Source organism: Actinokineospora iranica (genome assembly GCF_900101685.1).
GTDB classification, from domain to species: Bacteria; Actinomycetota; Actinomycetes; order Mycobacteriales; family Pseudonocardiaceae; genus Actinokineospora; species Actinokineospora iranica.
In genome coordinates this window covers 528,128-540,718 of the sequence record NZ_FMZZ01000002.1, presented here as the reverse complement: position 1 = coordinate 540,718, position 12,591 = coordinate 528,128, and the positions used below count along the sequence as shown (strand labels likewise).

13 protein-coding genes are annotated in these 12,591 nt (G+C 71.8%); 6 read left to right on the top strand and 7 right to left on the bottom strand.

The window, feature by feature from the left end:
* The 3 genes from BLS56_RS31325 to BLS56_RS07850 all read left to right on the top strand — a co-directional run.
* The coding region (locus tag BLS56_RS31325) for a hypothetical protein (RefSeq protein ID WP_175482721.1) at window positions 1-434 on the top strand (434 nt) is incomplete at its 5' end.
* Between the two features lie 537 nt (window positions 435-971).
* A complete protein-coding gene (locus tag BLS56_RS07855; protein WP_091449238.1) occupies window positions 972-1,781 on the top strand; it encodes an ABC transporter permease in 810 nt (269 codons plus the stop codon).
* Complete coding sequence (locus BLS56_RS07850; protein WP_091449237.1) at window positions 1,781-2,491, top strand: ABC transporter ATP-binding protein; 711 nt, start codon at window positions 1,781-1,783, stop codon at window positions 2,489-2,491. Before BLS56_RS07855 ends, BLS56_RS07850 begins: the two co-directional genes overlap by 1 nt.
* A 48-nt stretch (window positions 2,492-2,539) precedes the next feature.
* On the opposite strand, the gene BLS56_RS07845 is transcribed toward BLS56_RS07850, so the two are convergent.
* From BLS56_RS07845 to BLS56_RS07815, 7 genes are all read right to left on the bottom strand, one after another.
* Window positions 2,540-3,154, bottom strand: coding sequence for a helix-turn-helix transcriptional regulator (locus BLS56_RS07845; RefSeq protein WP_091449236.1), 615 nt, complete (start codon window positions 3,152-3,154; stop codon window positions 2,540-2,542).
* A gap of 178 nt (window positions 3,155-3,332) precedes the next feature.
* On the bottom strand, window positions 3,333-3,722 hold the full coding sequence (locus BLS56_RS07840; RefSeq protein ID WP_091449235.1) for a DUF2511 domain-containing protein: 390 nt from the start codon (window positions 3,720-3,722) through the stop codon (window positions 3,333-3,335).
* A 10-nt stretch (window positions 3,723-3,732) separates the two neighbouring features.
* Window positions 3,733-4,608: an ABC transporter ATP-binding protein gene (locus tag BLS56_RS07835; RefSeq protein ID WP_091449234.1), complete on the bottom strand. Its 876-nt coding sequence runs from the start codon at window positions 4,606-4,608 to the stop codon at window positions 3,733-3,735.
* Window positions 4,605-5,456: a hypothetical protein gene (locus BLS56_RS07830; RefSeq protein ID WP_091449233.1), complete on the bottom strand. Its 852-nt coding sequence runs from the start codon at window positions 5,454-5,456 to the stop codon at window positions 4,605-4,607. The genes BLS56_RS07835 and BLS56_RS07830 overlap by 4 nt, the downstream gene beginning before the upstream one ends.
* Window positions 5,456-6,085: a hypothetical protein gene (locus BLS56_RS07825; protein ID WP_139190557.1), complete on the bottom strand. Its 630-nt coding sequence runs from the start codon at window positions 6,083-6,085 to the stop codon at window positions 5,456-5,458. The genes BLS56_RS07830 and BLS56_RS07825 overlap by 1 nt, the downstream gene beginning before the upstream one ends.
* Before the next feature lie 32 nt (window positions 6,086-6,117).
* On the bottom strand, window positions 6,118-7,002 hold the full coding sequence (locus tag BLS56_RS07820; protein ID WP_091449231.1) for a hypothetical protein: 885 nt from the start codon (window positions 7,000-7,002) through the stop codon (window positions 6,118-6,120).
* Window positions 6,999-7,556, bottom strand: coding sequence for an RNA polymerase sigma factor (locus BLS56_RS07815; protein WP_091449230.1), 558 nt, complete (start codon window positions 7,554-7,556; stop codon window positions 6,999-7,001). Before BLS56_RS07815 ends, BLS56_RS07820 begins: the two co-directional genes overlap by 4 nt.
* Window positions 7,557-7,817: 261 nt before the next feature.
* Between BLS56_RS07815 and BLS56_RS30480 the strand changes: the two genes are divergently transcribed.
* The 3 genes from BLS56_RS30480 to BLS56_RS07800 all read left to right on the top strand — a co-directional run bounded on the left by BLS56_RS30480 (window position 7,818) and on the right by BLS56_RS07800 (window position 12,589).
* Window positions 7,818-7,997, top strand: coding sequence for a gallidermin/nisin family lantibiotic (locus tag BLS56_RS30480; RefSeq protein ID WP_228771453.1), 180 nt, complete (start codon window positions 7,818-7,820; stop codon window positions 7,995-7,997).
* Window positions 7,998-8,081: 84 nt separating this feature from the next.
* The gene (locus BLS56_RS07805; RefSeq protein WP_091449229.1) at window positions 8,082-11,255 is read left to right on the top strand and encodes a lantibiotic dehydratase; all 3,174 of its coding nucleotides are present in this window, start codon (window positions 8,082-8,084) and stop codon (window positions 11,253-11,255) included.
* On the top strand, window positions 11,252-12,589 hold the full coding sequence (locus tag BLS56_RS07800) for a lanthionine synthetase C family protein (RefSeq protein ID WP_091449228.1): 1,338 nt from the start codon (window positions 11,252-11,254) through the stop codon (window positions 12,587-12,589). The genes BLS56_RS07805 and BLS56_RS07800 overlap by 4 nt, the downstream gene beginning before the upstream one ends.
* Window positions 12,590-12,591 lie beyond the last annotated feature (2 nt).

The following is a 12,591-nucleotide window of genomic DNA, read 5'->3' as shown; positions in this document are numbered from 1 at the left end:
ACACCAACACCGGTTACGGCTACCTCACCCAGATGAACGCCTACCAGGGCTGGCGCTACTCGTCCGGCACCAACGACACCGAGTGCTCGCCGTACAGCACCTGGCCGCGCCACCCGCACGCCCCGTTCAACGCGACCACGCACAACTACAGCGGCACCCCGCACACCGGCGAGCGCCACGACATCGGCCTCGCCTGGGCCGCGGGCGCGGGCGGGCAGCGGGTGTCGATCCACCGCGGGCTCGACATGGTGATCACCGTCCGGGGCGACAGCACCAACGAGGGCCACAAGCGGGTGTGGAACGCCATGCGGCCCGCGCTGGTCGCGCTCGACCCCCAGTATGCGGGCGACGAAGCCGGGTTCTGCGCCGCCTACCAGCGCAGCCAGCACGCCCCGGCGCTTCGCTTCCCCTGGTCGGCAACCGCCAGCCAGTAACCGCGACGGAGTCCGAGATCGCGTGCCCCGCCCGCGATCTCGGACTCCGATCGTGTTCGCATGGCGGCGGTTTGGCGCCATCGGTGGGTTCGGCCGCCGCCTGCGCCGACGGTGACCTCCGCGCGGCTCACCGCGGACGTGATACCCCAGCGGCTCGCAGTCCGAAGTGGACAAATGATCGGCCCGCATCCGCATCGGTACCAGTGCGGTGCGTTCCGTCCGTGGACAGCGCGGACAGGGCGGGCTCGCGACTGTGCTGCTCCGGCTCGACACACAGCGCCGCGGCTTCCCGCGCGCCGCGACCGTCGGATTGATGCCACTGGCCATCTCGTACGGATGCTTGCCCGATCACGACAGCCATAACCAGGTAGCACGGGCGCACCCGCAGGCCCACCTGGCCCGCTGCCGACTCCGGCAGCCTGAAGGTGTCTTCCGGCCGCGTGAACCACGCCGGGGTGCCGCCGCTACGTACCTGGCGAACCTCGAACGCAGTGGAACCTCGAACGCAGTGGAACCTCGAACGCAGTGGGAGCGCCGATGACCGCAAGCACCGAAACCGCCGCTCGGGCTCGCCCGGCGACGGCGGACAATCCCTCAGTCGTCACTTTGGTGGGCACCGAGCTGGTCCGCCTTCGTCGGGGATTCCCGATCTGGTACGCCGTGCTCGCCCCGGTGGCGATCGCGGTTCCGCTCTACCTGGGGTCCTTGTTCTCGCCGGAAGGCGCCTCTGGGCAGACCTGGCAGGTGTTCAGCCGGGTCACCTTGGAGTTCTGGGGTGTGCTGGTGCCGATGACGGCAGGGCTGACGGCGGCCATGTCCGTGCGCGCCGACCAGGACGCCTGGCGGTTGCTGATGTCCTACGCCGTGCCGCGCTGGCGGTACTACCTCGGCAAGTTCGTCGCTCTGTCGTTGCTGAGCCTGCTGTCGAGCACTGTCCTGGCCGTCGTGCTGTCCGGCGGCGCGCTGCTCAACGGGCAGTTGGGAGCCGACGTGGGCTTGATCGCCGCCGCGGCCTACGCGCCCTGGGTCGCCGGGCTCGCGGGCACCGCGTTCGCGTTGGTCGTCGCTGTTCGTTGGGGGCTTGGGCCAGGCGTCACGGTCGGGGTGGCCGGCCTGCTGGCGGGGGCGTTGACCGCCGACAAGGTGTTCTGGTTCGCGATTCCGTTCGCCTGGCCGATGCGGGTCATCCTGCCGATCGCGGGCATCAGTCCGAACGGCATCGCGCTGCCCGCGGGCAGCCCCCTCGCCGACCCCGGCGTCATCCCGCTCGCGCTGGGCTTGTCCGTGGCGGTGGGGACAGTCCTGTTGGCCCTGGGCAGTTGGCACCTGACTCGCAAGGAGATCTGATGGCGATCCTGGAGATCACTGGCCTGCACAAGCACTACGGGACGCACCGCGCGCTCGACGGCGTCGAGTTGAGCGTCCGTGAAGGCGAGGTGTACGGCCTGATCGGGCCCAACGGCGCGGGCAAGACCACGTTGATGAAGACCATCCTCGGCCTGCAACGCCCCACCGCGGGCACGATCGGTCTGTTCGGGCAGCCGCACCACCGGCGCCTGCTGGCCGACGTCGGCGCCCTCATCGAGACACCTGGGCTGTGGCCCCAACTGGACGCGGTGGCGCACCTTCGGGTGCACGCCAAGCTGCGTGGCGTGCCGGTCTCGGTCGCCGAGGAGGTGCTCGACCAAGTGCGGCTGCGGGACGTGCGCAGCCGTCGGGTGGCGCAGTACTCGCTGGGAATGCGGTGGCGGCTCGGGATCGCCATCGCGCTGCTGGCCCGCCCCAGGCTGATCGTGCTGGACGAGCCGACCAACGGGTTGGACCCGGTGGGGATCAGGGACATGCGCGGTCTCATCAGGACACTTGCCGAAACCGGAGCGACGGTGATGATCTCCAGCCACCAGCTGTCCGAGATCGGGCACGTCTGCGACCGGGTGGGGGTGTTGGTGGCAGGCCAAACCCGGTACGAGGGCGAGCTGGCGGGCTTGGCGGTGGACGGCGACTTGGAGTCGGGGTTCTTCCGGATCGTCGAAGCCGCGGGGAGCGGAGTCCGGTGACCGGCACGGGCCTCGGGCGCCGGGCGGTGCCAGGCGCCCGAGGCCCGGCTACACCGCGGTGAGCTTGGCCGACCGGCGGCGGAGTTCCGCCCGCCCGGTGACGCCGACCTGTTCGTAGAGGCGCCGGATGCGCCGGTAGAGCGAACGCTCGGAGCAGTAGAGCTGCTGGGCGATCGTCGAGATCCGGGCGTTGCCGCAGAGCAGTTCGATCAGTTCGGCGTTCTCGGCGTCCAGGTTCAGCGCGGCTGAGTCCGCGGCCACCTTCTCGGCCGAACGCGCCGTCGGTCGGGTTTCCGCCGAGCCGAAACTGCTGGCTTGCAGCAAGTCCAGCACGGCGATCTGCCGCTCCCACGGCAACCGCACATTGAACACGCTGGACGCCCCGGACTGCATGGCCTCGAACGTCTGGTGGCCGTTGATGTCGTCGACGACTCCGACTACCGGCTCCATGCACCGCACCGCGCGGATGGCGCGGATCAGCTCGTGGTCGGCGCCGCTCAGCGCGGGCACCAGCACTGGTCTGCCGTCCATCGGCGCGGAGAACAACTCCTCGGTGTCGGCGAAGCGCAGCGCGATCCCATTGTCGGCGAAGCAGGCGGATCTGCTGAGGAATTGGGCCCGCAACCCGTGGTGCACCAAGAACGCCGCACTGCTCGAAACCATCAGAACCACTCCCCCACGTCGTGTTGTTCCGGTCCGGGCCCGCCGTCGCGGGCCGGGTACCATGCACGCCTCCGCTTCAGTGCTGTTCATCGCCCCCTCATCGAATCCACCAGTGCCGTCTGGGAATGCCGACAGGCGCACCGGTGACCGGCGCGCCTGTCAGGGTGATTCCGTTCGGCTATCGGGAACCACACAGGGCCAAGGCTGTGCTCGTCACCGAACCCAGGCTGATCTTGTCGCCCTGATCCCCCTCCGCCCGAATGGGCTCCACATCAGGCAAGCCCGCCTGCTCGGCCTTGTCGTTGAGCGCGTACTCCTTGCCGTCCGGAGCGATGAAGACCGTCTGCTCCGATTGACGGCACTCCAGCGTGCCCCGATCGACCGTGAACGGCCACAGATAGCCGAAGTTCGCCTCGGTCACCGGCTGAGTCGCTCCAGTCGGCGGTGCGAGCGGCACGGGTGACACCGTGTTCGGATCGCTCCGGCCCGCGCCACAGGCGCTGAGCGCCAGGGCCAGCGCCACAGCGCCGAGCGCGGTTGTCGTGCGGAATCCCGGCTTTGTGCGCATACGTGGTGAATTATCCCGTCGTTGTCGGTTCGATTGATTGCAGGAGAGCCACATATCCGTCCTCCAGGGTTGGGGAAACGCTGACAGCGCCCGCTGGGGCGGTCGTCCCGACCAGCCGGTATTCCGTGCCGTCCGGTCCGGACACCGCGTTCACCAGCACGGCGTCCGCGGGCGGGCGATCACCGCGGACGAGGAAGGTCTTGCCCTTCGCGGCGGCGGTCAGGCCCGCGGTGGTGCCGTGGAACACCGCGCGTCCGCCGGTCAGCACGCACACCTGCGGGCAGGTTTGCGCGACGTCGTCGAGGATGTGCGTGGACAGGATGGTGCTGCGGCCGCCGCCGAGACCCGCGAGCAGGGCGCGGAAACGCATTCGCTCCTGCGGGTCGAGCCCGCTGGTCGGCTCGTCGACGACGATCAGCCGGGGAGTCCCGAGCAGGGCCTGCGCGATACCGAGCCTGCGTTTCATACCGCCGGAGAACGCGCCGACGCGCCGGTCGCGGTGGTCGGCGAGCCCGACCTCGGCCAGCAGTTCCTCGACCTGCGCTCGCCTGGCCGACATGTCATCGATTCCCTTGAGCAGGGCGATGTAGTCCAAGAACTCGCGGGCAGTCAGGTCCGGGTAGGGCGCCAGCTCCTGCGGCAGGTAGCCGAGCATCCGCTTGACGGCGGCGGCCCCGGCGGTGGTCGCCATGTCGTGCCCGTCGACGACGACCCGGCCCTCGGTCGGCCGCAGCACCCCGGTGAGGATGCGCATCAGGGTCGTCTTGCCCGCGCCGTTCGGACCGAGCAGCCCGGTCATGCCCTGGCCCAGGGTCAGGTCGACGCCGTCCAGCGCGACCTTGCCGCCCCGGTAGACCTTGCGCAGTCCGTCGATGACGATGTTCACCCGTCGGCTCCACTGCTCGGGGCGCCCCTGCGGGCGCGGATTTCCACAACCAGCCACGACAACAGGAAGAACACCATTCCCGTCAGCACGACAAGCACCGCGTTGGCCGCGGCGCTGCCCCCGGTGGCCGCCGGGCTCAGCAGACCGTCGCGACCACGCGCCGCCCAGATGTCCGGGACGCCCAGCCACGCCACCGCCGGGTAGCCGCCAAGCGGGGACAGCAGAGTGCCGGTCGGCGATGGCACCGGAACGAGGTTGGGGCTCAACTGAGTCGCCCAGAACCACATGACGACCACCAGAACCCGCGCGGCCACGGCGGGCAGCAGCAGGCCAAGCAGGCTCGCGCAGGCGGCGACCGCCAGACTGGCGGGCACTAGGACGACCAGGACAGCCAGGACGGCCGCGCCCAACGCCAGCGGGTCGCCCTCCAGCACGGCGACCGTGCCGCCCCCGAGCAGCACCACCGCGGCCAACGGGGCGATCCCGACCGCCACGGACCCGAGCAGCGTGCCCGCCATCCGGACCGTTCGGCTGGTGGGCGTCGTGTCCAGCAGATCGACCAGCCCCGGTCGGGTGTGCCTGCTCAACCGGTCGGCCAGCGCGACACCCAAGCCCACGGTCGCGAACGTGTTCACCACGATCACCGTGGCGCCCACCCGCTCGACCGCGTCGGCGGCCCCGACGACCACCGGCGAGACCACCGCCAGCAGCGCCGCCAACAAGGTCAGCGGCACCATGGACAGCCACAGCACGCGCACCCGCAGCGCCATGGTCATCTCGTAGCGGATCGAGCCGCGCAGCGCGCCGCGCGGGCCGGACCGCGGGCGAACGGCCGTGGGCCCCGCCATCACCGTCCGCCTTCCAGCAGCCGGGCCCCGTCGGCAAGGAGCCTGCCCGCGCGGGCCAGCGGCAAGCCGGTCAGGACGGCGACGAGCAGCGCCTGCGTCGCCGGACCGGGGGCCCAGCGGTCGAGCACGAACAACTTGGCCAGCCACACCGCCAGAACCACAGTGGCCGCGCCCGCCGCGGAGCGCAGCGCGAGCGCGGCCCACACCCCGGTGGCCGTCAGCAGGGCGGAGAACGCGCTGATGAGCAGCAGGTCCAGCGCGCTCGGGGGACCCGCGCCGGTCAACTCCAGACCGGCCGCCATGGCGAGCACACCGACCGCGGCGCTGAACCCGAGCAACGCCATCCTGCGCCAGACCGTGTTCCGGATCGGCGTGGGCGTGGTCAGCAGCAGTTCGTAGGCCCGCTCGCCGCCTGCCACGGTGGCGGCGGTCATCCCGATCACCAGCGCGGGCGCCGAGGTGACCAGCAACTGCTTGAGAAAGCCGTCCCGGTGCAGGCCCTCGGCCGCCGCCACCAGCACCAGCGCGGTGAACACCGGGGTGAACAGCGCGGGCCCGCCTACCCGGCGCGCTTCGTGCCGCCACAGTGAAATCCCGGAAATCCCTGATCCCCCTGATCCCCCTGCCATGCACAGTACGTAGCGCCCGCCCGCCCGAAGGTTCACGAGTTCGCGGAACTGTCGTCGGGGAGGGACCTGCTGCGCAGCACAGCCGCGACCACCAGCACCACCGAGAGCGCCAGCCCCCACGGTGTCGTCCCCCACACCCGACCCACGGCGGTGCCCGCCCGTTCAGCCAGCTCACCTCCGGGCAGTGTGGTCAGCGAGCAGACGAACCAGGTCGTGGCCGCGGCCACCGCGCCCACCGGCGGTGAGCGCCACACTGAGCAGGCCACGGCGATGGCCGAGGCCAGCAGGGCCTGGCCGAGCCAGCCGCCGACCAACTCGGTCAGCGGCGCGACGTTTCCCCACACGTGCACGAGCACGGACGCGCTCAATGCCAGGGCCAGGTCGACGCAGAGCACCAAGACCACCCGGCAGGCGAACACCGTCGCGGGTGAGATCGGCAGCGAGCACAGCAGGTCGCTGCGCGCGTCCCCGCGACGGGTCGTGGTCGCGCACGCGCCGAGCAGCACCACGAGCACCACGACCGCGCCGAAGTAGTGCTTGGCCAGCACCGGGTCCTGGGTCGCCAGGCCGATCACGGTGGCCAGGACCAGTCCGAGCAGACTCAGCGGCGCCAGCGATCTGGGCATGATCCGTGCTTGCCGCAGGACGATCCAGGCGGCCAGCCGCGAACTCCGGCCGAGCCCGCGCCTGGGGGCAGCGGCGATCCGGGCAGGAGCGGCGGCCTGTGGCGGCAACCGCGGGATCAGGGTGTCGAACGCGGGCGCGGTGACCGCGGTGGTCGGCGCCGCGGTGGCGCGCGCGATGCGCCGCCACGCGGCCAACCGCAGCGAACACGAGGCGCACTCCACCACATGCGGATCGACGGGCGCCGTCGGGGCGGCGAGCCGGACCAGGTCCGAATCGGTCAGATGCGTCATGGTGTTCCGCCTTCCTGCGCCTTCACGGAAGCCAGGGCCAAGGCGAGCCTGCGCCGCGCGTGCGACATTCGGCTCTTCACGGTGCCGACCGGCACACCGAGCGCCTCCGCGACCTCCGGGTAGGTCATCTCCTCGGTGAGCACCAGGGCGAGTGCCGCGCGCAGGTGCTCCGGCAACTCGTCGATCGCGGAGACGAGTGCCTCGTGGTCGGCCCTGGCAAGCACTTGGTCCTCCACGGCTGGGTCCGGGTCCGGGGGCTCGGCCACTTCGGCCAAGTCGACCTCGACGAAGGCGCTTCGCCGCAACCGGTTGTGCGCCTGGCGCCTGCAGACCCCGAACAGCCACGAGCGCACGCTCGACTCGCCGCGGAAGCCGCCCGCGGACTGCCAGACTGCCAGCCAGGTTTCCTGCAAGACCTCCTCGGCGACAGCGGCGTTAGAGGTGAGCCGGTGCAGTAACCGGAGCATCCCCGTCGCGTGGCGCGCGTACAACGCGCGCAGCGCGTCTTGGTCGCCGCGCGCGATCGCGCCGATGAGCTGCTCGTCGGACCCCATATACCTGTGTGTAGCAGGGAACTCCGGCCTGGTTCACGGATTCGGCGAGTCAGCACGGGTGATCACCGTCGGTGATCGGGGTTGGCCGCTGGCTCCGCTGCCCGCTCTGCCAGGTGTCACCCAATCGATTGAACCGAGGGTTCGGCTCTGCTTGCGTGGTCATCGGCGACGCGTTGCCCCCCGAATAGTCGCTTCGGGGTGAATCACCCGGCCGGGGCCGTATCCGTGGCCCGGTCGTCCGCGAAAACTGGGAGGAAAACCGTGACCGCAGCGATCCAGATCCAGCCCACGCCGGTCGTGCAGGAGCTCGACCTGTTCGACCTCGATTTGGAGGTCGGCGTCGACACCATGTCGGTCGACCCGGCGGTGACCAGCGTGTCGCTGTGCACCCCGGGCTGCACGAGCCCCGGCGGCGGCAGCAACTGCAGCTTCTGCTGCTGATTCCCCCGGCGCCGGGCGGCAGTGCGCCGCCGCCCGGCGCCACCTCCGGTCCGACCGATCCTTCGACGCAAGGGGGAGCCCGCGATGTCCGATCCGTTGTTCCGCGCCTGGCCGGTCTTCCTGCTGCGTGCTCCGGCGCTGGGCGGGGTCGCCACCCCGCTGGCCGTCGGGTCACCGCCGGACGGCGGACCGGATGCCCACGTCGAGGTCCTGCGTGCGGCACTGGCGAGCCCGCGCTTGGTGGAGGCGGTGACGCTGGCGAGCCCGAGCCTGGCGACCGTGCTGGACCACGTGGCTGAGGGCCGGGCCGATCGGCTGCGCCCGAAGCAGCTGCGCCGCGCCGCGCTCGCGGTGCTGCGATACGACGTGCGAATGCGCACCCGGCCCACCCCGTTCGGACTGTTCGCCGGAGTCGCCTGCGGTCGCTTCGACACCGTCACCAAGATCGAGTGGGGTGATCGGCACCGGCACCGCACGCACATCGACATGAACTGGTTGTACCGGCTCATCGACCGGCTGGAGTCCGACGAACGCCTGGTGGGCGGGCTGCGCGTGCGCGCGCACCAGAACCTGGTCGTGCGCGGCGACCGCGTTGTGTTGGAAGTTCCGTCCGGCAAGGGGGCGACACCGGGGCAGCAGACCAGGCAGGTCGTCTCGGTGCGGCGCACCCCGGTGGTCGCCGCCGCCATCGATGGCGCGGCTCGCCCGGTGCCGTTCGGCGATCTGGCTCGCGATCTGGCCGACCGGTTCGCCGGTGGCGACCTCGCCCGCGTCCGGCGCCTGCTGATGGTGCTGGCGCACCAGGAGCTGTTGATCACCGAACTGCGCCCGGCGCTGGACGGCGCCGACCCGCTGGCCCACGTCATCGGAGTGCTCGACCGGGCGGCCGAGCCGGGCACAGCGGCCCGGGCGGTGCTCGACGACCTGCGCGGGCTCGACACCAGCCGGGCCGCCTTCGACGCCGCCGCGCCGGGTTCCGGGCGCGACCAGATGACGGAGCTGGTCGCCGCCGCCCGCAAGATCACCGACTACAGCACCCCACTGCACGTCGACACCCGGCTCGACATCGACATCACCCTGTCCGAACGGGTCCGCGACGAGGTCGAGCGCACCGCCGAGGTGCTGTGGCGGCTTTCGCCGCCCCGGCTGGGCATGCGTCCGCTGCGGGAGTACCACGGGCGCTTCCTGGAGCGGTACGGCGTGGACCGGCTGGTCCCGGTGCTGGAGTTGCTGGACCCGACCCGGTCCCTCGGCGCACCCGCCGGGTACGAGTGGCCGGAAAGCGAGGCGGTCGCCGAGCCGTGGACCGAACCGGTGAACACCCGGCGCGACCGCTTGGTCGCCGCGCTGGCGATGACCGCGCTGCGCGACGGTGCCACCGAGGTCGTGCTTGACCAGGCCCAGGTAGCCCAAATCGCGCACGACGAGGCCGATCCCGCCGACCTGCCCAACTCGTGCGAGCTGTACGTGCACGTGGTCGCGGGGTCGGCGGCGGAGTTGGACGCGGGCGAGTTCCGGGTGGTGGTGTCGCCGAGCCCCGGGTCACACCACGCGGGCGCCACAGTCGGCCGGTTTCTCGACCTGCTGCCCGAGTGGGCCGACGAGCTGGGGGAGCGCACCGCGGACCGCAGGCAGCATGTGGCAGGCGCGGTCGCCGTCGATTTGGCCTTCGCGCCCAAGTCCGGCAAGGCGGCGAACCTGGCGCACACCGTCCCGCGCACGCGCAGGCGGATCACGGTCGGCCTGTCGGACTCGCCGCACGCCCAGGAGTTGCCGCTCGCCGAGATCGGGGTCGGGGCGAACCTCGAGCGGATGTTCGCCGTGCACCTGCCCACCGGCCAGGAGATCGTGCCGGTGCTGCCGAACATGGTCAGCCCCGCGGTGCAGGCGCCCAACGCGATCCGCCTGCTGTGGGAGTTGGGGATGGAGGGGCAACGGCTGTGGGAGCCGTGGAACTGGGGGCCGATGGCCACCGCTCCGTTCCTGCCTAGAGTCCGATATGGACGGTCGGTTCTCGCGCCCGCCACCTGGCGGCTGGACGCGCTGCGCGCACACCTCGACCAAGACAGCGCGGCCTGGGCGGCCAGCGTCGCGCAGTGGCGGCGCCAGTGGCGGGTGCCGAACCGGATACTGGCGGTCAGCACCGACCAGCGGCTCCTGCTGCACCTCGACCACCCGTGGCACCTCGAACTGCTGCGGGACGAGATCCGCCGCGACGACGAGGTCGTCGCCCAGGAGTTGGCCAACGGCGGGCAATCCTCGCCCGACAACGAGATCCAGGGGCACGTGTGCGAGCTGGTCGTGCCGCTGGCGCCGCGGACCGGGGGGACCCGGCCGCCGCAGGTCGCGCACGCGGTGCCGCGCACCGGCGTGCCCGCACTCGCGGGGGACTGGCTCTACCTGGTGGTCCGCGGCTCTCGGCACAGCCAGGACGAGTTCCTCGCCCAGCAGGTGCCGGTCCTGGTGGACGTCGCCGCCGGCGGCGGCGGTGACCGCTGGTTCTTCATCCGCTACACCGACGCGGACGGCCACCACCTGCGCCTGCGCTTCCACGGCGACCCCGCCCTGCTGGGGTCCACCGCGTTGCCGGAGATGAGTGCCTTGCTGGCGTCTTGGCAGCGGGCCGGTCTGGTCGGCGGGCACAGCCTCGAACAGTACGAACCCGAATGGGAGCGCTACGGCGGTCCGGACGCGCAGGTCGCGGCCGAGCGCCTGTTCCACGCCGACAGTGTGGCCGCCATCGCGCTGTCCCAGCTGGTGAAGCAGGCAGGCGACGAGCTGACCTCCGACGCCGTCGGCGCCGTCTCGGTCGCCGCGCTGGCACACGCCTTCGGCGCACCCACCAGCGCGGCCGAGTGGGTCTCCACCGGCGATCCCGGCGAGCACGCGGCCGAGTGGCTGTCGATCACCGGGAGCAGACGCGACCTCCCCGCTGTCTACCGCAAAGACGCCGCGGGCTGGCAGCGGCGAATCGACCCGGTGGGCGGTTGGCCCGCACTGGTCGAGGACGAGCACGGCGCGCGGGCGTTGGCGGCGCTGACCGCCCGGGACGCCGCTGCCCGCGAGTACGGCGAGGTAATCCGGCGGCTGGTCGCCGAAGGGCGCTGCCGCACCCCAGAGGCCCGGATCGTGGGGAGCCTCATGCACATGACCTGCAACCGCCTGTTCGGTGGCTCCTCGGAACGCGAGCAGCGGGTGCTCGGCATCGCCCGGGGCGCCGTGCAGGACAACCGCGCCCGACGGAGGAACACCCGATGACCGCCGCCACCGACGCCACCTGGGCGCCGACCGCCGCCGAAGCCGTCGCGCTGGTCGCGGACCGATTGTCCGATCCGGACCGCACCGCGCGGATCGCCGACCGCCCGGACAACCGGGAACCGGTCTACGGCGCGTCCATGTGGGGCCCGGTGACGCTGGCGAACGGCCTTCCCGGGGTGGCGCTGCTGCACGCCGAACTGGCCGCAGGCGATCAGCGCTGGGCCTCGGTCGCGCACCGGCAGATCGCGCGGGCGGGTGAGCTGCTGGCGAGCAATGGGGCGAACGGCCTGTTCGCCGGGCCCGCCGCGCTGCTCGCCGCGACCCTGGCACTGGAGCCGAATTACGCCCGCCTGCGCCGCGACCTCGCCCGCTGGGTCGTGGCCGACCAGAACCGCAGGCTGGACAACTGCCAGGCACGCACCGCCGCAGGCGTCTCGTGGGCGCACTATGACGTCATCAACGGTCTGTCCGGCACCGGTCGCCTGCTTTTGGAGGTGGAAGGCGGCGAAGCCGAGGCCGCGGTCGCCCGAACGCTGCGCCACCTCGTCGACCTGACCGCGCCGATCACCGTGGCGGGCCGGACCGTGCCGGGTTGGTGGGTCCCGAAAGACCTCCAGCCGGTGGCCGAGGACGCGCTGACCTACCCGATGGGCGACTTCAACCTCGGGATGGCGCACGGCGTCACCGGTCCGCTCGCACTGCTCGCCCGCGCGCTCGAACGCGGCCACGAGGTGCCGGGCCAGCGCGACGCCATTCGCCGGATCGCCCAATGGCTGCTCCGTTGGCGATTGGCGGACGAAACCGGCCCCTACTGGCCGTGTCGCGTCAGCTGGGACGAGGAAACCGGGCCGAGGCCCGCGTCGGTGTTCACCCGCACCGCCTGGTGTTACGGCGCGCCCGGGGTGGCGGCCGCGCTGCACCGGGCGGGCACCGCCTTGGACGAGCCCGAGTGGGGGCTGGCCGCGCGTTCGGCACTGCGTGCCGCCCTCGACCGGGACGAGCGGTCCTGGCTGCTCGACGGCCCGACGGTGTGCCATGGGTTCGCCGGGTTCCTCCAGGTGCTGCGCCGGGTGGGCGCCGCCGCTGCTGACCCGGTGCTACTCGCGGGCGCCGATCGGCTGACCGAGCGGGTGTTGGCGTTCGCCGATCCGGACGCCCCGTTCGTCTTCGCCCACTTGGTCCCCGATTCGCCCCGAGGGTGGCGGGAAGCGTCCGGCCACCGGGCCCTCGACGTCGCCGGGTTGCTGGAGGGCGCAGCCGGTGTCGCCTGCGCGCTGCTCCCGGCACCCGATCCCGATCGCTGGGCGTGGGACAGCGCCCTGCTGTTGAGCTGAGA

What these genes read in the sequence shown, in the direction of transcription:
- BLS56_RS07855 (WP_091449238.1), top strand. Translation starts at nt 972, where the DNA reads ATGACCGCAAGCACCGAAACCGCCGCTCGGGCTCGCCCGGCGACGGCG.
- BLS56_RS07850 (WP_091449237.1), top strand. Translation starts at nt 1,781, where the DNA reads ATGGCGATCCTGGAGATCACTGGCCTGCACAAGCACTACGGGACGCAC.
- BLS56_RS07845 (WP_091449236.1), bottom strand. Translation starts at nt 3,154, where the DNA reads ATGGTTTCGAGCAGTGCGGCGTTCTTGGTGCACCACGGGTTGCGGGCC.
- BLS56_RS07840 (WP_091449235.1), bottom strand. Translation starts at nt 3,722, where the DNA reads ATGCGCACAAAGCCGGGATTCCGCACGACAACCGCGCTCGGCGCTGTG.
- BLS56_RS07830 (WP_091449233.1), bottom strand. Translation starts at nt 5,456, where the DNA reads ATGGCGGGGCCCACGGCCGTTCGCCCGCGGTCCGGCCCGCGCGGCGCG.
- BLS56_RS07825 (WP_139190557.1), bottom strand. Translation starts at nt 6,085, where the DNA reads ATGGCAGGGGGATCAGGGGGATCAGGGATTTCCGGGATTTCACTGTGG.
- BLS56_RS07820 (WP_091449231.1), bottom strand. Translation starts at nt 7,002, where the DNA reads ATGACGCATCTGACCGATTCGGACCTGGTCCGGCTCGCCGCCCCGACG.
- BLS56_RS07815 (WP_091449230.1), bottom strand. Translation starts at nt 7,556, where the DNA reads ATGGGGTCCGACGAGCAGCTCATCGGCGCGATCGCGCGCGGCGACCAA.
- BLS56_RS07805 (WP_091449229.1), top strand. Translation starts at nt 8,082, where the DNA reads ATGTCCGATCCGTTGTTCCGCGCCTGGCCGGTCTTCCTGCTGCGTGCT.
- BLS56_RS07800 (WP_091449228.1), top strand. Translation starts at nt 11,252, where the DNA reads ATGACCGCCGCCACCGACGCCACCTGGGCGCCGACCGCCGCCGAAGCC.